Origin of the sequence: Streptomyces sp. NPDC005533 (assembly GCF_042871845.1) — a bacterium.
Taxonomy (GTDB): Bacteria; Actinomycetota; Actinomycetes; order Streptomycetales; family Streptomycetaceae; genus Streptomyces.
The window spans coordinates 20,517-38,241 of the sequence record NZ_JBIAJH010000027.1 but is presented as its reverse complement, the minus strand read 5'-3'; the positions used below and the strand labels follow the sequence as shown (position 1 = coordinate 38,241).

General features: G+C 73.1%; 14 protein-coding genes. 8 read left to right on the top strand and 6 right to left on the bottom strand.

The genetic code is table 11. The features are described 5' to 3' along the window. Positions 1-16 precede the first annotated feature (16 nt). The 6 genes from ACFYP3_RS25255 (at position 17) to ACFYP3_RS25230 (ending at position 6,763) form a co-directional block, all read left to right on the top strand. A complete protein-coding gene (locus tag ACFYP3_RS25255) occupies positions 17-1,243 on the top strand; it encodes an MFS transporter (protein WP_388836643.1) in 1,227 nt (408 codons plus the stop codon). Between the two features lie 102 nt (positions 1,244-1,345). Beyond that, positions 1,346-1,588, top strand: a complete 243-nt coding sequence (acpP, locus tag ACFYP3_RS25250) for an acyl carrier protein (protein WP_388836640.1) — start codon at positions 1,346-1,348, stop codon at positions 1,586-1,588. After that, positions 1,588-2,793 carry a beta-ketoacyl-[acyl-carrier-protein] synthase family protein gene (locus ACFYP3_RS25245; protein ID WP_388836770.1) on the top strand — a complete coding sequence of 402 codons (1,206 nt, stop codon included), beginning with the start codon at positions 1,588-1,590 and terminating at the stop codon, positions 2,791-2,793. The genes acpP and ACFYP3_RS25245 overlap by 1 nt, the downstream gene beginning before the upstream one ends. A 16-nt stretch (positions 2,794-2,809) precedes the next feature. Continuing rightward, positions 2,810-3,973 (top strand): 8-amino-7-oxononanoate synthase, encoded by a 1,164-nt coding sequence (locus ACFYP3_RS25240; protein ID WP_388836637.1) that lies wholly within the window; start codon positions 2,810-2,812, stop codon positions 3,971-3,973. Positions 3,974-4,022: 49 nt separating this feature from the next. Then, positions 4,023-5,564, top strand: coding sequence for an AMP-binding protein (locus tag ACFYP3_RS25235; protein ID WP_388836633.1), 1,542 nt, complete (start codon positions 4,023-4,025; stop codon positions 5,562-5,564). After that, positions 5,561-6,763 carry a thiolase family protein gene (locus ACFYP3_RS25230; protein WP_388836630.1) on the top strand — a complete coding sequence of 401 codons (1,203 nt, stop codon included), beginning with the start codon at positions 5,561-5,563 and terminating at the stop codon, positions 6,761-6,763. Before ACFYP3_RS25235 ends, ACFYP3_RS25230 begins: the two co-directional genes overlap by 4 nt. A 34-nt stretch (positions 6,764-6,797) precedes the next feature. Here ACFYP3_RS25230 and ACFYP3_RS25225 read toward each other — a convergent pair whose 3' ends face one another. From ACFYP3_RS25225 to ACFYP3_RS25210, 4 genes are all read right to left on the bottom strand, one after another. Next, positions 6,798-8,045 carry a cytochrome P450 gene (locus ACFYP3_RS25225; protein WP_388836627.1) on the bottom strand — a complete coding sequence of 416 codons (1,248 nt, stop codon included), beginning with the start codon at positions 8,043-8,045 and terminating at the stop codon, positions 6,798-6,800. Positions 8,046-8,251: 206 nt separating this feature from the next. Then, positions 8,252-8,800: a streptavidin gene (locus ACFYP3_RS25220; RefSeq protein ID WP_030711706.1), complete on the bottom strand. Its 549-nt coding sequence runs from the start codon at positions 8,798-8,800 to the stop codon at positions 8,252-8,254. A 303-nt stretch (positions 8,801-9,103) separates the two neighbouring features. Beyond that, complete coding sequence (locus ACFYP3_RS25215) at positions 9,104-12,952, bottom strand: helix-turn-helix domain-containing protein (RefSeq protein ID WP_388836622.1); 3,849 nt, start codon at positions 12,950-12,952, stop codon at positions 9,104-9,106. A 147-nt stretch (positions 12,953-13,099) separates the two neighbouring features. After that, positions 13,100-13,462 carry a hypothetical protein gene (locus ACFYP3_RS25210; RefSeq protein ID WP_388836619.1) on the bottom strand — a complete coding sequence of 121 codons (363 nt, stop codon included), beginning with the start codon at positions 13,460-13,462 and terminating at the stop codon, positions 13,100-13,102. Positions 13,463-13,786: 324 nt separating this feature from the next. Here ACFYP3_RS25210 and ACFYP3_RS25205 point away from each other — a divergent pair, with 324 nt between their 5' ends. Both ACFYP3_RS25205 and ACFYP3_RS25200 read left to right on the top strand, forming a co-directional pair. Further along, positions 13,787-14,989 (top strand): nitrous oxide reductase family maturation protein NosD, encoded by a 1,203-nt coding sequence (locus ACFYP3_RS25205; RefSeq protein ID WP_388836617.1) that lies wholly within the window; start codon positions 13,787-13,789, stop codon positions 14,987-14,989. A 34-nt stretch (positions 14,990-15,023) separates the two neighbouring features. Continuing rightward, positions 15,024-16,088, top strand: coding sequence for a methyltransferase (locus ACFYP3_RS25200; protein ID WP_388836614.1), 1,065 nt, complete (start codon positions 15,024-15,026; stop codon positions 16,086-16,088). A 117-nt stretch (positions 16,089-16,205) separates the two neighbouring features. Here ACFYP3_RS25200 and ACFYP3_RS25195 read toward each other — a convergent pair whose 3' ends face one another. Both ACFYP3_RS25195 and ACFYP3_RS25190 read right to left on the bottom strand, forming a co-directional pair. After that, entirely contained in the window at positions 16,206-16,463 is a 258-nt protein-coding gene (locus ACFYP3_RS25195) for an acyl carrier protein (RefSeq protein ID WP_388836611.1), read from the bottom strand. A gap of 13 nt (positions 16,464-16,476) precedes the next feature. Next, a complete protein-coding gene (locus ACFYP3_RS25190) occupies positions 16,477-17,667 on the bottom strand; it encodes a SchA/CurD-like domain-containing protein (protein WP_388836608.1) in 1,191 nt (396 codons plus the stop codon). Positions 17,668-17,725: the final 58 nt, after the last annotated feature.

The following is a 17,725-nucleotide window of genomic DNA, read 5'->3' as shown; positions in this document are numbered from 1 at the left end:
GTCCCCGGGAGGCGTCATGCCCCACAAGGTGATTCTGGCGCTTCTCGCGATCGGCTCCTTTGCCGTCGGCACCGACGGATTCGTCATCAGCGGGATTCTTCCGCGTATCGCCGGTGAACTGGACGTGTCCGAACCGGTGGCCGGACAGCTCGTCACGGCCTTCGCGCTCAGCTACGCGATCAGCGCACCGGTCCTGATGACCCTGACCGCCGGCCTGTCCCGGCGCGTCATGCTCCGCGGCTCGATGCTGGCCTTCCTGCTCGCCAACGTGCTGGGTGCGCTCGCCCCCACGTACGGGGTGCTGATGACGGCCAGGATCCTGGCCGGGATCAGCGCCGCCCTCTACATGAACACCGCCGCGGCCACCGCGACGGCGCTCGCGGGGGAGCGGTACCGGGGCCGGGCGGTGTCCCTGATCATCGGCGGGCTCACGGTGGCCACGGCGCTCGGTGTACCCGGCGGCACCCTGGTCGGGCAACTCGGCAGCTGGCGGCTGACGTTGGCGCTGGTGGTGGTCCTGGCCCTGCCCGTGTTCATCGGGCTGTTCCTGGTCCTGCCCGCGGTGCCGCAGCCGCCGGTGATCAGCATGCGCGACCGGGTGCGGATCGGCGCGCAGCGCCCGGTCCTGCTGGCGGTGCTGGCCAACCTGTTCGCGGTGGCCGGCTGCTTCACCGTCTTCACCTACCTGGCGGCCTTCACCCGGGCCACCACGGGCATGGACGACGCCAGCGTGAGCATCGTCCTGCTGGTGTTCGGTGTCGCCCGCGCGGTCGGCAACGCCGTCGGCGGCCGACTGAGCGATCGTGTCGGGGCGGAACGCACCTTCACCGCCTCGGTGTCGGGCGTCACGGCGGCCATGGTGCTGCTGGCGGTACTGGCGAGCTGGTTCGCCGCCGACTCGACGGTCGTGGTGGCGGTCTTCCTCGCCGTCACGGTCGCCTGGGGAACGGTCTACTGGGCCGAACCGCCCACCGCCATCCACCGTGTGCTGGACCTGGCCCCCACCGCCCCGAGCGTGGCCATCTCCGTCAACAGCTCCGCCTCCTACCTCGGTGTCGCCCTGGGCGGCGCCGTCGGCGGGGCGGTGCTCGACAGGCTCTCACCGGCCGCCCTCGCCTGGGCGGGCGCCTGCCTGGAGCTGATCGCTCTGGCGCTGGTCGTCCTCCCGAGGGTTTCCGCAGGTCGCAGGGGTCGGGCCGGGGCGCCCGCCCGCGCGCTGCCGGAGCCCGTGCACGACGTGTGACCTTGATGACTTCCGGCCTGGCGGCGCTGACACGGCGACTCCGGAGCTGGAAGAGTATGAAACACCGACAATTCACTTTATTTTGGGGGAGGTTGGCCACCCGTGGCTAACGACGACGTTTTCGACCGGCTCACCACCTGCGCCGTGGACGTCTTGCAGGTCAAGCCGGAGTCCGTGACCCCGGACGCGAGTCTGACCGAGGACCTGGGCGCCAGCAGCCTCATCCAGGTGGAGCTGGTCATGGCCATCGAGGAGGAGTTCGGCATCTCGGTGCCCGACGAGGCCGTGGAGGACATCCACACCGTCGGCGACCTGCACCGGCTCGTCCTCTCGCTGGTCGCGTGATGGCAGGCGAGGCAGCAGGAAAGGCCCCGGGCAAGGCACCGGGGGGCCGCCGCGTCGCGGTCACCGGACTCGGTGTCGTGAGCGCCTGCGGCACGGGGGCCGAGGCCTTCTGGGAGGGCCTCTTCCGGACGCCGCCCGACGGCCACCGGGAACTGACGGACTGGGATCCGTCGCCCTGGATGGACGTCCGCGAAGCCCGGCACACCGACCGGTTCACCCAGTTCGCCGTGGCCGCCGCCGAGATGGCCCACCGCGACTCGGGCCTCACGGAGGTGGACGCCGAACGCAGCGGCGTCGTCGTCGCCACCGCGCTGGCCGGCGTCAGCACCTTCGAACGGCAGACCGTCATCCACCACGAGCGCGGCGGCCGCCGGGTCTCCCCGTTCCTCGTGCCGATGATGATGGCCAACGCCGCCGCCGCGACGGTGGCCATGCGGCAGGGCTGGCGCGGTCCGTGCGAGAGCCTGGAGACCGCCTGCGCCGCGGCCACCCACGCCATCGGGCACGCCGCACGGATGATCGCCGACGGCACCTGTGACCGGGTGCTCGCCGGCGGCACCGAGGCCGCGATCACGCCGACGATCGTCGCCGGGTTCACCAACATGCGGGCCCTGTCCGCCTCCGGCCGCACCCGGCCCTTCGACGCGGAACGCGACGGCTTCGCCATCGCCGAGGGCGCCGCCGTGCTCGTCCTGGAGGACTGGGACACGGCGGTGGCGCGCGGCGCCACCATCCACGGCGAGGTGCTCGGCTCCGCCAGCACGGCCGACGCGCACGACATCACCATGCCCGCCCCCGGTGGCGGCGACGCCGCCCGGTGCATCCGGCTCGCCCTGGAGGACGCCGGGGTGCGCCCCGAGGACGTACGGCAGATCAACGCGCACGGCACCGGCACGCTGCGCAACGACGAGGCGGAGACCAGGGCCATCCTGTCGGTGTTCGACGACTGCCCGCCGGTGACCTCCACCAAGGGGGCGACCGGGCACGCGTTCGGCGCCGGCGGTGCGCTGGAGGCCGTCGCGGTGCTCCTGTCGATGCGCCACGAACTGATCCCGCCGACCGTCGGCCTCACCACGGTCGACCCGGCGCTCGCCGTGGACGTGGTGACCGGCGAGGGCCGCAAGTGGCAGCCCGGCCCCTCCCTCACCCAGTCGTTCGGCTTCGGCGGCCACAACGGCGTCCTCGTCCTCGGCCCTGCCGGATAGCGTTCGGAGCGAAGCGATGGAAGCAGAGCGACACAGCGATCCGAGCGACGTGTTCGCGTGGATCGACGACAGCACGCGGCGCAGGGACCGGGCGGGCCTCACCCGCCGGGTCCAGGTCCGCGGAGCCCGGCCGAACGTGATCGACTTCGGCGGCAACGACTACCTCGGCCTCACCCGCCACCCCGACGTGGTCCAGGCGGTGGCCGACGCCTCCCTGACCTGGGGCGCCGGCTCGACCGGCTCCCGGCTGGCCACCGGAACGACGGAAGTCCACGTCGAACTGGAGCGGGAGCTGGCCGAGTTCAGCGGGGCGGAGGCCGCGCTGGTCTTCTCCTCCGGCTACCTGGCCAACCTCGGCGCGGTCACCGTACTGGCCCGCCCCGGCACCCTGATCGCCTCCGACGCCTTCAACCACGCCTCTCTGATCGACGGTTACCGACTGTCGGGCGCGGACGTGGTCGACACCGCGCACGCCGATCCGCAGGCGCTGGAGCGGGTGCTCGCCGAACGGGAGCAGCAGCGCGCGGTGGCGGTCACCGAGTCGGTCTTCTCGGTCGACGGCGACCTCGTCGACCTCCGGGCCGTCCTCGACGTCTGCCGCCGGCAGGGCGCGGGCCTGCTCGTCGACGACGCGCACGGATTCGGTGTCATCGGCGGGCGCGGAGAGGGCGCGGTGGCCGCCGCCGGGCTGGCCGGCAGCCCCGACGTGGTCACCACCATCACCCTGTCCAAGTCCCTCGGCGCCCAGGGCGGCGCCGTGATCGGCCCCCGCCGGGTGATCGACCACGTGATGAACATGGCCCGCAGTTTCCTGTTCGACACGGGCCTCGCCCCGGCCTCCGCCGCCGGCGCCCTGGCGGCGCTCCGGGTGCTGCGCGCCGAGCCGGACCGGCCGGCCCGCACCCGGGCCGTGGCGGTCACCCTCGCCGAGCGCCTCGCGGCCACCGGACTGCCGGTGACCGAGGCGCAGGCGGCCGTGGTCTCGGTCCGCGGGCCCTCCGCCGCCCAGACCGCGCAGTGGGCGGAGGACTGCCTGGCCGACGGCGTCAAGGTGGCGTGCTTCCGCCCGCCGTCGGTGCCCGACCGGTTCTCCCGGATCCGGCTCACCTCCCGCGCCGACCTGACCGAGGCCGAGATCGACCGCGCGATCGAGGTCGTGGTCAAGCACAGCCCCTGGTAAGCCCGTTGTCCCGGGGCGAGCCGGCCCGGGCCGAGTGAGGGAGACCGTCATGACGATCGCCGGTGGGTTCCTCTCGAACACCACGACAACACCCGGCCGGACCGCCCTCGCCATCGGCGGGGAACCCGGGCGACGGTGGAGCTACGACGCGCTGCGGCACGGCGCGCTCACCGTCGCCCGGGCCCTGCGCGCCGAGTTCGGCCCGCGTCCCGGCCCCGAGGTCCGGATCGCCGTACTCCTCGGCAACCGCGAGGAGTTCCCGCGCATATTCCTCGGCGCGGCCGTCGCCGGCATCCCGGTCATGGTCCTCGACCCGGCGTGGAGCGACGCCGAACTGGCCGCCGTCCTGCGCGCCACACCGCCCTCCCGGCTGTTCTGCGAGCACGCCGGCGAACCGCTCACGCGGTACGTACCCCCCGCCGGCCTGCTGGAGGTGCCCGGACCCCGCTTCGAGGCCTGGCTGCGCGATCACGGCGGCGGGCAGGACCCCGACGGCCCCGCGGAGTTCGCCGAGGTGCCCGACAGCGCCCCCTTCTACGTCGGCTACACCTCGGGGAGCACCGGCCGGCCCAAGGGCGTCGTCCGCTCGCACCGGTCCTGGCTGCGCACCTTCGACCGCTACACCGACGAGTTCGGCATCGACGCGAGCGACACCGTCCTGCTGCCGGGCTCCCTGGCCCACTCGCACTTCCTCTTCGGCCTGGTCCACGGACTGCACGTCGGGGCGAGCGTCTGCCTCATGCCCGCCTTCGACGCGGGCCGCGCGCTCGACGCCGTCGAGCGCCACTGCGTCACCCGGCTCTACCTGGTGCCCACCATGTTCCAGGCGCTGCTCGACCACGCGCGCCGCCACCCCGGCCGGCGCTTCCCCGGCGTGCGCTCGCTGCTCTCGGTGGGCGCGAAATGGTCCCCGGCCCGCCGCGCCCAGGCCGGGGAGCTCTTCCCGAACGCCGACGCCGTGGAGTTCTACGGGGCCACGGAACTCAGCCTGGTCTCCGTCCTCCACGGGGACGACGACGGCCCGCGGGAGTCGGTCGGCAGGCCCGCGTCCGGGGTCGAGCTGTCGCTGCGCTCGCCCTCGGGCGAGGAGGTCGGCGTGAACGAGCCGGGCCAGGTGCACGTGCGCAGCGACATGCTCTTCACCCGCTACCTGTCGGCCGAGGACGGCGAAGGCCCGGACCGGGACGGCTGGTTCACGGTCGGCGACATCGGCCGCGTCGACGAGCGAGGCTACCTCCACCTCGTCGGCAGGAAGAAGGGAATGCTGATCAGCGGCGGGCTCAACGTGCACCCGGAGGAGGTCACGGCGGCCCTCCTCCAGCTGGAGGAGATCGCCGAGGCCGCCGTGGTCGGACTGCCCGACGAGCACTGGGGCGACCTGGTGTGCGCGGTGGTCCGGTGGCACGGCGAGGCGCGCCTCGCGCTGACGGAGGTACGCGACCGGGCCGCGGCCCACGTGTCGCGGCAGAAGTGCCCCAGGCGGCTGTTCGAGACGGACGCGCTGCCCTACACGTCCAGCGGAAAGATCGACCACGGGCGGGTGCGGGACATCCTCCTCGACGGTCGCCACGGTATGCGGGAGGTCATGTGAACGGGCAGCTGCCCATCGTCGCGGCGGCGCGGCGGACCCCGATCGGCCGGATCGGCGGCGCCTTCGCCACCACACCGGTCCACGAGCTCCTCGGGCCCGTCCTCACGGCGGTGCTGGAGGACCTGGGGCTCACCGGAGCCGACGTCGACGACGTGATCGTCGGCAATGCCGGGGGCTCCGGCGGCAACCCCGCCCGGTACGCCGCGCTCACCGCGGGCCTGGGCATCGAGGTGCCGGCGATCACCGTCGACCGGCAGTGCGGCAGCGGTCTGGAGGCCGTCAACCTGGCGGCACGGCTGGTGGCGGCGGGCGCGGCGGACGTCGTCCTGGCCGGCGGCGCGGAGAGCGCCAGCACCGCACCCTGGCGGGTGGAGCGCCCGGCCGTCCCGCACGGGACACCGCGGTTCTACGCCCGCCCGCACTTCGTGCCCGCCGAGTTCGGGGACCCCGACATGGGGGTCGCCGGGGAGAACGTGGCCCGGCGGGGCGGGATCACCCGGGAACGCCAGGACCGGTTCGCGCTCGCCAGCCACCGCAAGGCGGTCGAGGCAGCCCGGGCGGGACGCCACGCGGCCGAGCTGGTGCCCGTGGACGTACGCGTCGGCAAGGCGGGCACCGTGACCGTGACGGCGGACGAGTGCCCGAGGCCGGACACCAGCCTGGAGAAGCTCGCCCGGCTGCGGCCCGCGTTCGTCGAGGGCGGCACCGTCACCGCCGGCAATTCCTGCCCGGTCAACGACGGCGCGGCCATGGTCGCCGTGGTCTCCGAGCGGAAGTTCCGCGAACTGGGCCTGACCAGGGGGCTGCGGGTCACCGACTCCACGGTGACCGGCGTCGACCCGGAGATCCTCGGCTGGGGTCCCGTCCCGGCGGTGCGCCGGCTGCTCGAGCGCAATCCCGGCCTCGACCTCGCCGACGTCGAACTGGTGGAGTTCACCGAGGCGTTCGCCGGTCAGGTACTGGCCTGCCTGGACGAACTGGGCATCCCCGAGGAGCGGGTCAACCGCGGAGGCGGCGCCATCGCGCTGGGCCATCCCTGGGGCGCCTCGGGGGCCGTCCTCGTGACCCGGCTCTTCTCGGACATGTTCGGGGACACGGACCCCGTGGCGGGCCGGGCCCGGTACGGCCTGGCCACGCTCGGGGCGGCGGGCGGCCTCGGCATCGCCACCCTCTTCGAACGCCATGCGCCGCGGCCCTGACCGCCGGCCGGACTCCCGGGCGGCGGGGCCCCGTTCAGCCCCGCTCCACCAGCACCTGGAGCGGGGCCCGGAACGAGAGCAGGGCCAGCATCTCGGGCGAGGACCGGTCCGAGAGCCTGAGGTCCGGGAGCCGCTCGGCCGTCATCCGCATCACCACGTCGGCCTCCATCCGGGCCAGCTCGGCGCCGGAGCAGCGGTGCCGCCCCACGCCGAAGGACAGGTGCTTGCGGACGTTGGGCCGGTGCGGACAGAGCTGCTCGGGGTTCTCGAAGACCTCGGTGTCCGAACCGGTGGACGAGAGCATCAGCAGCAGCGGCGCCCCGGCCGGCAGATCCACGCCGGACAGGGTCATCGGCCGGCCGGTGACCCTGCGCCAGGTGGTGATGGGCGGATCGCGCCGCAGCACCTCCTCGGTCCAGGGCTCGACGGCCGCCGGCGCCTCGGCGAACCGCCGCCACAGGCCGGGCTCCTGGAGGGCCCTTCGGTACATGGTGCTGAGCATCTGGGTGGTCGTCATCTGACCGGCGATGATCATGAAGTAGACCACCGCGGCCTTCTGGGTCACGCCCAGCGGCTCCCCGTCCGGCAGCCGGTGCGCGGCGAGCGCGCCGAGCAGCGTGGCCTCCTCGGGCGCGGGCTGCGAGACGAGCGCGGTGAGCCAGGCGTAGAACTCGGCGGCCTCGCGGGCCAGCGCCACCTCGCGCTCGCCCCGCGGCCGCCCCCAGAACAGCTCCAGGGAGGCGTCGCTCCACCGGGCCAGGGTGTCGATGTCCACGTCGATGGCCGATTCCAGACCGAGCAGCCGCAGCATCACCCGGAAGGGCACGTCCCGCGCGATGGTCGTCGCCAGGTCGCACGCGCCGTCGGTGGCCAGCCGCCGCTCGACGTCGTCGAGCGCCTCCGCCACGACCTTCTCGACCATCGGAACCGAGGCGTTGACGGCCTGGGCGTTGAACAGCTTCGTCATGATGCGCCGATAACCGGCGTGGCTGTCCGAGCTGTTGTTTGCAAGCGTTTGCGGAAGGTCGAACTTGACCCGTGCGAGGGCGCGCAGCGTCGGTACCGAGAAGCGCCCGACGGCGTCGATCGCATTATCCGGAAGGAAATTCTCCGGGTCGAGGAGAACGGAGCGCACGTCCTCGTACCGGCTTATCAGCCAAAGCCCCGTGTTCTCGTCGTACTTCACGGGTTCTTTCGCGCGGAGTGCCGCCATCGCCGGATAGGGGTCGAGTGCGTACCCCTGGTCGAAAAGATCCACACTGCCCACGGGCATTGCCACCATCACGTCAATTCCACCTTCCCCCGACCGACGGTATCAAGCCGTCATGATCACGCTGAACACCCGCCGGGGACGAACCTGTGTGAGACGCGTCTCGCGTGGACGGCGCCGGGGCGGGTCCGCGGACGGACGGGCCGTCCGGAGGATCCCTCCGGACGGCCCGCACGCGTTCGGTTCGGCGTCTCGGCACCTGGGTGCCCGGACGCGTCCTACTGCTGGACGGCGTCGAGCGGGTTGCCGTTGTTGACGCCGGCCTTCTTGGCCGCGTCGATGGCGGCGGCGGACGGCTTCACCTTGGTGAAGGTGTCGTGGCCGACCAGGGTGGACTTCCAGGCGTCGGCCGCGGTGGTGCCGGAGGTCAGCAGCCACTGGGTGTTGATCTTCGCCTCGGCGCCGCCGACGTACTGGCCGCTCCACGTCGTGGCGGAGTGGGCGTTGCGGTAGTTATTCTTCCAGGCCACCGTCCAGCCGAGGGCGGTGCCGGTGCCGTCGGCCGGGGCGGCGTCGTAACGGCCGGTCAGGACGTAACGGCTCTCGGCGTTGCCGACGGCCGACTCGTAGGTGCCGGTGAGGCCGCCGTCCGCGTTCGCGGTCACGATGAAGGTCGAGCCCAGCTGGTTGTACCAGGTGCCGGTGATGCCGGCCTCGGCGGCCGAGACCTGGGCCTTCGCGTCCTTCGTGGGGTCCGCCGAGGCGCTGGCCGTAATCCCGACGGTGGTGAGCGAAACGGCGATGGCTGCAACGACGATCTTGCGCATGTGAGACACGAAAAATACTCCCCTAGGTGTTGCCGACGGAGCGGCCGGCACGCGTGTTGCGCACACCGTCCGTATCCCGCCCGTCAAGGTTTGTGACCTCGGCCGTGCACCTGACGGTGCCGGTGGACAAGCAGCAATGCGGCATGCGCCCTTGGCGGCAGAACAGGATGGTCGAGGTCCGGGTCGATGGTTGCCAAGGGCACATGTTCGGTGGAAATCGTACTATTGATACGGGGGTTCGCAGCAACGTTTTCTGCAAAGGAATTTCAGCCAAACTGTGGCCGAGTATGGACGTCCGCCTCGTCAACTCCGGTTCGGATCAGCCAATCCCCGGCCGGTCGGGCCCTTCCGCAACCCGTCGATCGCCGTCAACCGCGCCCCCACGTCCAGGTTCCACAGCCGTACCATTCCGTCCGTGCTGCTGCTGGCCACCGTCCGCCCGTCGGGGGCGAACACCACCCCCCACACCGCGCTCGCGTGGCCGGACAGCGCCGCCACCGTCCGGCGCCCCGCCACGTCCCACAGCCGCACCGTACGGTCGTTGCCGCTGCTCGCCAGTGTCCGCCCGTCCGGGGAGAAGGCGATGCCCCGCGCGGAGCCGGTGTGGCCGGACAGCGCCGCCCGGAAGCGGTGGCGCACCGCGTCCCACAGCCGTACGGTCCCGTCGTTGCCGCTGCTGGCCAGGGTCCGCCCGTCCGGGCTGAAGGCCACCCCTCGCACCGCTCCCGTATGACCCGTCAGGGCGGCCAGCGGACGGCGCGCCGCCACCTCCCAGAGACGGACCGTCAGATCGTCGCCGCCGCTCGCCAGCGTGCGTCCGTCGGGGCTGAACGCCACGTCGTTGGCGAAATCCGTGTGCCCCGTGAGGACGGCGAGCGGGCGGCGCGCCGCGACGTCCCACAGCCGTACGGTGCCGTCGGAGCCGGCCGAGGCGAGCGTCCGCCCGTCCGGGGAGAACGCCACCGCGAACACGGTGCCGCCCAGCCCGGCGAGCGTGGCCGACGGACCGCCCGCCGCGACGTCCCACAGCCGTACGGTGCCGTCGGAGCCGGCCGAGGCGAGCGTCCGGCCGTCGGGGGAGAAGGCCACCGAGAACACCGTCTCGCTGTGCCCCTCGAAGGTGGCCAGCACCCTGCGCTCCGCCACGTCCCACAGCCGCACCCGGTGATCCGCCTCCGCGGTCGCCAGCAGTTTCCCGTCCGGACTGTACGAGGCGTGCCAGATCTCCGTGAACGGCCGCGCGGCCAGCGCCGCGCCCCGCAGGTCCCACAGCACCACCGACTGGTCGAACCCGGCGGTGGCCAGCACCGCCCCGCGCTGGTCCACGGCCACCCCGAGCACGTAGTCGGTGTGCCCCGCCAGGGTCGCCGTCAGCCGGCCCCCGGCCACGTCCCACAGCCGGGTCGTCCCGTCGCCGCCCGCGCTGACGACCGTCGTCCCGTCCGGCGTGTAGGCGACGCCGTTGACGTCGTCGCTGTGCCCGGTCAGCGTCGCGGCCGTCCGCCGCCCGGTCACGTCCCACAGCCGTACGGTCCGGTCCACGCCCCCCGTGGCGACCGTGCGGCCGTCCGGGGCGAACGCCGCCCCCAGCACCTCGCCGGTGTGCCCGGTGAGCACGGCCGGCGGTCGGACCTCCGCCGGATCCCACAGCCGTACGGTCCGGTCGGCGCCGGCCGAGACCAGCGTCCGGCCGTCCGGGGCGTACGCGAGGGCGTTGACCCGCCCGGTGTGACCCGTCAGGGAGGCGACGGCGCGGTGGTCACCGGCGGTCTCCCACAGCCGGACCGTCCCGTCGGCGCCGGCGACCGCCAACGTCCGCCCGTCCGGGGCGAAGGCCACGGCCCGGGCGCCCGCCGTGTTCGCGGGGAGCACTCCCGTCGGACGGCGGGTCACGGTGTCCCAGAGCCGCGACGGCCCGTCCGTGGAGGCGGCCGCGAGGGTCCGCCCGTCGGGACTGACGGCGACCGCCCGGACCCGCCCGGGCATGGTGAAGGTGGCGAGGGTGCGGTGGTCGGCCACCCGGCGCAGGGTCACCGTCCCGTCGGAACCGGCCGTCGCCAGCGCGCCGTTGCCCGGCGAGAAGGCCACCGCGTTGACCGGCCCGGCGTGGCCGCCCAGGCGGGCGATGAACGGCTGGGACTGGGTGCTCAGCAGGGCGCCCCGGGCCTCGCTCGTCGGCGCGGTCCGGTAGGCCTCCCCGGCGAGCCGCATCGACGCCTCCGGCTGGCCGGCGGCCAGCGCCGCCGACTGCAGGGCGAGCGCCCGCGAACGCGCGACCCGCTCCTGGCCGAGCGCCCCCGCGCGCTGCTGGTAGGCCAGGCCGCCGGCGCCCACCGCGAGCACCAGCAGCACGACGAGCGTGGCCAGCATCCGCTGGCGCAGCCGCACCTGGCGCGCGGCCTGCCGCGCGCGGCTGTCGTGCGCCTCCCGGCCGGCCCGGAGGAACGCGGCCTCCAGGGGGGCCAGCCGGCTCCTGCCGTCCAGCTCGTCGGCCCAGGAGAGGGCGGTGTCCAGCCGGGTCCCGCGGTAGAGCGCCGAGGGATCGCGGCCCTCGCGCTCCCACTCGGCGGCGGCGTGGGCCAGTTGCTGGTGGATCAGGAGCCCGGCCCGGTCGGCGTGGATCCAGCCGCGCAGCCGTGGCCAGGCGTGCAGCAGCGCCTCGTGGGTGATCTCCACGGTGTCGCTGTCCATCGTGATCAGGCGGGCCCGTACGAAGGCGTCGAGCGCGGCCGCGGCGGGGCCCGCGTCGGCCAGTTGTCCCATCAGGGCGGCCCGGCCCATCCGGCGCCGCGCCGCGCCCGTGCCGTCGGCCACGTGCACCAGCCGTACCAGGGCGCGGCGCAGCGTGTGCTGCTCCGCCGGGTACAGGCGGGTGAACACCTCCTCGGCCGTGCGGGCGATCGCCCCCTGGATGCCGCCGGTGCGCTCGTACCCGGCGACGGTCAGGGTGGCGCCCTCGCGCTGGCGCCAGGTGGCCATCAGCGCGTGGGAGAGCAGCGGCAGCGCGCCGGAGGGCGTCCGGTCCGGCGGATCGTCGCGCAGTCCGACGTCGCGCAGCAGCAGCGGGACCAGGCCCGGTTCGAGGGTGAGACCGGCGAGTTCGGCCGGCCGGGTGATCGCTTCCCGCAGCTCCGTCGGGGACATCGGGGGCGGCACGAACAGCCCGCCGGTGAAGACCGGGGCCAGCTCCGGAAGGTCCAGGCAGTTCCCGGAGAAGTCCGCCCGGACGCCGAGCACCACGACGGCGGGGTCGTGACCGACCGGCGTCGCCGGACCGGACGCGGCCAGCGCGCAGAGCACCCGGACGAACGCGCGCCGCTCGTCCTCGTCGGAGCAGAGCGTGAACAGCTCCTCGAACTGGTCGACGAGCAGCACCGGACGCGGGGGCGGCGGACGCCGGTCCCCGCAACCGCCCGGGGGACGGTCCGAGAGCCGGCGGACGGCTTCGAGCAGCGCGTGCGGACGGTCCCGCAACTCCCGTGCGGTGATGCCGAGATCACCGCCCAGCACCTTCGCGGCGCGGTCCAGCAGCTCCTCCAGCGGGTGCGCGGTGGGCGTGAACCGCACCACCGGCCACCTGTCGGCGCCCGGCATGGGGAAGCCCCCGCCGCGTCGCAGCGCCGGCACGAGACCGGCGTTGAGCAGCGAGGACTTGCCCGCGCCCGAGGGGGCGACCAGCATCAGGGGGCCCGCGCCGATCCGCTCGAAGACCCGTTCGACCAACTCGGCCGTGGCCCGCTCCCGGCCGAAGAACCACCCGGCGTCCCCCGCCGTGAAGGCCGGCAGCCCGCGGTACGGACACTCGCCGTCCGCCGCCGGCCCGGCGTCGGACGGACGCGCCGGGCCGGCGGCGACGTCGCCCCCGGCCCGGGGCGGACCCGTCTCCCGGACCATCCGCAGCAGTTCACCTCCCGCGCGCAGCACGTCGTCGCAGCGCCGCGCGACGTCGACGGTGACGCGCTTCGAGCCGGTCTCGATCTTGCTGAGGTAGCCCTTGCTGTAGTGCGTCTGCCGTGCGAGGTCCGCGAGGGACAGGCCGCGTTGCACCCGCAGACGTCTCAGCTGCGCGGGGAAGTGCACCGCGGCGGCTTCGGATTCGTACGGGTGGTCGGTGTTCCGCCGGCGGTCCGGATCCCCCAAAACATCCCCCATGGCAATGCGCGCCCAGGCAGCGAGATGGCGCTGCCCAGGCTACCGCGAGGGTGGGGCTAAAACCCGGATCTTCCAGCCGGTATGACGAGCACAGGAACCCCCGGAGCCGCCCGCCGGGCGGCTCCGGCAGTCCTCGCCGTCCGGGTGCTACCGGTTGAGCCGGACCGAGTTGATCGGCGTGAGGTCGGCGTAGACACCGGTCTTGGCGGCGATGGGGTTGCCGCAGCCCGCGCCGTTGTAGCCGGTGCACAGGTTTGCGGTCGCACCGCCGTACTGGTTGTTGAGCACCCAGTGGTTCCCGAACTGATCGCTCAGGTTGTGGGCCCCGTACGAGTAGAAGACGTGGGTCGGCTTGACGGCGGGGTTCTGGTTCTGAGGGTAGATGCAGACCGCCCCCTCCGGGCATCCGGCCCACGCGTCGACAGGCTTGGCCTCGACGGAGCCGCTGAGCGCGAGGACGGCGGTGGCGGCGGTCGCGAGAGCGGCGAGGCCGCGGAACGTCTTGTGCATGATTTCCCCTGGTGGTTCTTGCCTCCTGCGGACGACTTCAGCCTGCCCCCGCCGGGTGCCGGGGTCGACGGGTTGCCCGTTGCCCCTTGCCGCGGCGCCCGGGAAACCCCCTGCGACCAGCACGGGCGTGCGAGCGCGGGCAACGGCCCGTGGCGTGCTCCCGGGCTCCGGGTGACGAGGCGTCACGGCGCGGGGGCGCGAGCCCGTCGGTCCGGGGTGGGCCGCCACCCCTGAGGAGGTCAAATTGCGCCGTTTGCGCACGGCATGTGTCCTTCCGCTCACCCGGTGTGGCGAATTGCTCTAATCGCCCATAACTTCTGCATCGTGACGAACCGACAACTCAAGTCCCTCACGTGCATCGCAGTCGTCATGGCCGCAGGGCTCGGCGTGGCCGCGCCACCCGCCGCCGCAGCCGGACGCCGAGTGCACCCGGGCGACTCGATCCAGGACGCGGTGGACTCCGCACGACCGGGCGACATCATCACCGTGATGCCCGGCACCTACTACGAGAACGTGCTGATCACGAAGCGGCTGACCCTGCGGGGATACGGCAGCCGTACGGTGATCAGGCCACCGGCCGCGGAGGCCGGGGCGGCCTCACCCGCGGCAGCGGTCGCACCCGCGGCCCCCGCCGTCCCCGCGGCACCGGTCACACCCGCGGCCCCCGCCGTCCCCGAGGATCCGGCCGCAGCGGCCCAGGCCGCGCCGGGCGCGCCGGCGGCCCCCGAGCGCGCGGCCACCGCCTGCTCGCAGGCCGACACCGGCATCTGCGTCATGGGGACGCCCGAGCAGAGCGTGAACCGGGTGAAGATCCGCAGCCTGACCGTCTCGGGCTTCAAGCGGAACGGCATCTGGGCCTCCTACACCGACCGGCTGAGCGTCGAGCGGGTGATCTCCGAGAAGAACGGCACCTGGGGCATCGCCCAGGAGCGGTCCACCCGCGGGGTCTTCCGCGACAACGTCGCCCGCAACAACACCGAGTCGGGCATCTTCATCGCCAACACGGTCGACCGGGAGGGCGGCGCCACCGACACCCTGGGCGCGGTGGTCCGGCGCAACACCCTGACCGGCAACCGGATCGGCGTCACGGTCAGGCGGGTGCGGAACCTCTCCGTCAGCAGCAACACCCTCACCGGCAACTGCGGCGGCATCTTCGTCGTCGGCGACGAGGGCGATCCGGGGGCCGGAGACATGACCATCGACGGCAACGTGATCCACGAGAACAACAAGTTCTGCAAGGGCAACGCCCGTCTCCCCGACATCCAGGGCGTCGGCATCGTCCTCACCGGTGCCGAGGAGACGGTCGTCAGCTCGAACTCCATCCGCGGCAACGTCGGCGCCTCCCCCCTCTCGGGCGGGATCCTGCTGTTCAAGAGCTTCGTGGGCGCGACGAACACCGACAACGTCATCCAGGACAACGTGGTGCGGGACAACCAGCCGGCCGACCTGGCCAACCGGGGCACCGGAACGGGCAACCGGTTCGTCGACAACCGGTGCGGGACCTCCGTACCGGCCGGGATGTGCTGACCGTGCTCCACCTCACCGGAAGAAGCGAGGCCCTATGACCACGGTAAGTTCCACCTCCACCCCCGCCACCGTCCCCGTTCCTCCCCACACCCCCCAGCCCGCCATGCGGCTGCGGGAGCTCGTCTTCGGGGCGGCCGTCGCCGGAGCCGTACGGGCCGCCGCCCGCCTCGGCGTGGCCGACGCCCTCGGCGCGGAGCCCGCCACCGCCGCCGAGCTCGCCGCGGCGCTGAACTGCGAGCCCCGGCCCCTGGAACGGCTGCTCCGCGCGCTGACCTGCTACGGGATCTTCGAAGAGACCGAGGACGGGAAGTTCGTCCACACGGAGATGTCCCGGCTGCTGCGCGAGGACGACCCGCAGAGCCTGCGCTACATCTCCCTGTGGTGCACGGAACCCTGGACCTGGCAGGCCTGGCCGCGCCTCGACGACGCCGTGCGGTCCGGCGGGAGCGTCTTCCAGGACCTCTACGGCAAGGGCTTCTTCCAGTACCTGCACGAGGACGCCCACGAGTCGGCCCACGTGTTCAACCGGGCCATGACGACCTCCAGCATGCAGTCGGCGCTGGACGTCGCGGAGCTCCTCGACCTCACCGGGGTCTCCGTCGTCGCGGACATCGGCGGCGGCCAGGGGCACGTACTGGCGAGCCTGCTGGAGAAGCACCCGACGGTGCGCGGCGTCCTGCTCGACCTGCCGGGTGTCGTGGCGAAGGCGGATCCCCGCCTGCGCGACGGCGGCCCGCTCGCCGAGCGGGCCGGCATCGTCCCCGGGGACTGCCGCGAGGCCATCCCGGTCGAGGCCGACATGTACATCATCAAGAACATCCTCGAATGGGACGACGAGAGCACCCGCAGGACCCTGCACAACGTCGTCTCCGTGGCCCGCCCCGGTGCCAGGGTCGTCATCATCGAGAACCTGGTCGACGACACCCCGTCGATGAAGTTCACCACGGCCATGGACCTGCTGCTGCTCCTCAACGTGGGCGGGGCGAAGCACACCAAGGACAGCCTGTGCGCCCGGATGCGGGACGCGGGTCTGGTGATCGGCGAGATCCGTCCGGTCAACCCGTACCTGCACGCGTTCGAGTGCACCGTGCCCGCCTGAGCCTGACCCACCCGGCACCGGCGCGCCCGGGTGCCCACACGCCTCGAGACCGGCGGGACGAGCCGGTCTCGGGGGCGTCGGCACGACGGCCGGGCGGTGCCCGTCCGTCCGATCGCGTCAGGCCTTGGTCGCCAGGGCGTTGTTGACGAGGTCCAGGAACTCGCGCGGCGACTTGCACCGGTCCGCGTCGGGGGGCAGGGGCCGGCTGTGCCGGTTCTCCAGCTCGCCGACGATGCCGAGGAGGCCCAGGGAGTCGAGCCCCCACTCGTCGAAGCCCGAGTCGGGGCGGCTCGCCATGGCCGCGGGGTCGACGTTCACACCGGCCCCCTTCTTCATCAGGGCGGCCAGTTCTTCCATGGTCAGTCGAGCGGTCATGACGGCCATCTCCTCAGGCTTGGTCCGGCGTACGCCGGTCGGTGATCAGGCGCATTTCAGAGCGCGCGAGGAAGCGTGAGATCTCCTGGTCTGTGGTGGGGACGCCGTCCTTGGCGCTGTCGAGCAGCCGGGCCAGCACCGCCGCCCTGTGGCCGCCCTCGACGCCGAGCGTCAGCGCGGGCCGGGCGTCGAGCGGGCCGCGCATGTCGAGGAGCCGGACGACGATGTCGTCGCGCTGGAACAGGGTGCTGGCCTCGACGGGGTTGGCCGGGTCGTCCACGGCCGTCTCGTCCTGGCCGGCGAGCAGCCGGGCGAGTTCCATGCCGCACCCGTTCTTGGCGGGGTAGATCAGCGCGTGCCGCCGGACGTCCGCGTGCTCGCGGCCGGCGCCCGCCACGTGGTGCACCGCGGGGAGCGCCGCACGGGTGAAGAACAGCCGCGCGGATCCCGGGTCGCTCAGGTCCCGGTCCTGCTCCAGATACGGGTTGATGGCCTCCTCCAGAGCCCGGACCTCGGGTTGCAGGGCCACGTGGCGCAGCGCCGCGAGGAGGTCGCCCTCCACCTCAACCGCCCGCACGACCCGGTTCCCGTGCATGAAGAGCGAGGTGCGCCGCAGCCGGGTGTTCTCGTCGACCCGGGCCTGCGGGGAGGTGTAGCCGGCGAGCAGCTCCGCCACGACGGCTTCGCTGCCCGGCTTCACGGTGAAGGTGAGCGCGTGGCGGACCACGCCGTCCCCGCGCCGCGGAGCGACCTGGAGGCGGTCCCCGGACCGGTCCGCGAAGTGCGCGGTGGCGGCGTCGGGGCCGAAGCCGGGGTCGTCGCCGGGCGAGGCGGGGGAGAGGGGGGCCTCGGGCCCGGAGTCCTTGCCGGTCACCCGCAGCACGCTGAAGCGCAGCGAGCGCGTGTCCCGTACGCAGCCGTGGAGCGGGTGCACCGACGCGACGTGCTCCTCGCTGTTGACCCAGTCCAGGAACCGCGGCGCGCTCTCCCACTCACTGGTGATGAGCCACTGCGAGGGGTTCTCGATCGACTGGCACAGCTCGTCGCTGATGTGTCCGGGGACGGAGGACACCTGCTTGCGGAGATGCTCGTAGACCTCCAGGAACTGGTTCTGCGCACCGTCGTACAGATCCAGCAGCAGCACGACCCGAAGCCTCGAGCCGTCGAAGGCGGACTGGGATATCCGTTCCGACAAGGTTGTCATCGTTCACACTCCTTCGAGACCACACGGTCGCCACAGGGCGGCGCCACCCGAACCGATC

What these genes read in the sequence shown, in the direction of transcription:
- ACFYP3_RS25255 (WP_388836643.1), top strand. Translation starts at nt 17, where the DNA reads ATGCCCCACAAGGTGATTCTGGCGCTTCTCGCGATCGGCTCCTTTGCC.
- ACFYP3_RS25245 (WP_388836770.1), top strand. Translation starts at nt 1,588, where the DNA reads ATGGCAGGCGAGGCAGCAGGAAAGGCCCCGGGCAAGGCACCGGGGGGC.
- ACFYP3_RS25240 (WP_388836637.1), top strand. Translation starts at nt 2,810, where the DNA reads ATGGAAGCAGAGCGACACAGCGATCCGAGCGACGTGTTCGCGTGGATC.
- ACFYP3_RS25235 (WP_388836633.1), top strand. Translation starts at nt 4,023, where the DNA reads ATGACGATCGCCGGTGGGTTCCTCTCGAACACCACGACAACACCCGGC.
- ACFYP3_RS25225 (WP_388836627.1), bottom strand. Translation starts at nt 8,045, where the DNA reads ATGGTGGCAATGCCCGTGGGCAGTGTGGATCTTTTCGACCAGGGGTAC.
- ACFYP3_RS25220 (WP_030711706.1), bottom strand. Translation starts at nt 8,800, where the DNA reads ATGCGCAAGATCGTCGTTGCAGCCATCGCCGTTTCGCTCACCACCGTC.
- ACFYP3_RS25215 (WP_388836622.1), bottom strand. Translation starts at nt 12,952, where the DNA reads ATGGGGGATGTTTTGGGGGATCCGGACCGCCGGCGGAACACCGACCAC.
- ACFYP3_RS25210 (WP_388836619.1), bottom strand. Translation starts at nt 13,462, where the DNA reads ATGCACAAGACGTTCCGCGGCCTCGCCGCTCTCGCGACCGCCGCCACC.
- ACFYP3_RS25200 (WP_388836614.1), top strand. Translation starts at nt 15,024, where the DNA reads ATGACCACGGTAAGTTCCACCTCCACCCCCGCCACCGTCCCCGTTCCT.
- ACFYP3_RS25195 (WP_388836611.1), bottom strand. Translation starts at nt 16,463, where the DNA reads ATGACCGCTCGACTGACCATGGAAGAACTGGCCGCCCTGATGAAGAAG.
- ACFYP3_RS25190 (WP_388836608.1), bottom strand. Translation starts at nt 17,667, where the DNA reads ATGACAACCTTGTCGGAACGGATATCCCAGTCCGCCTTCGACGGCTCG.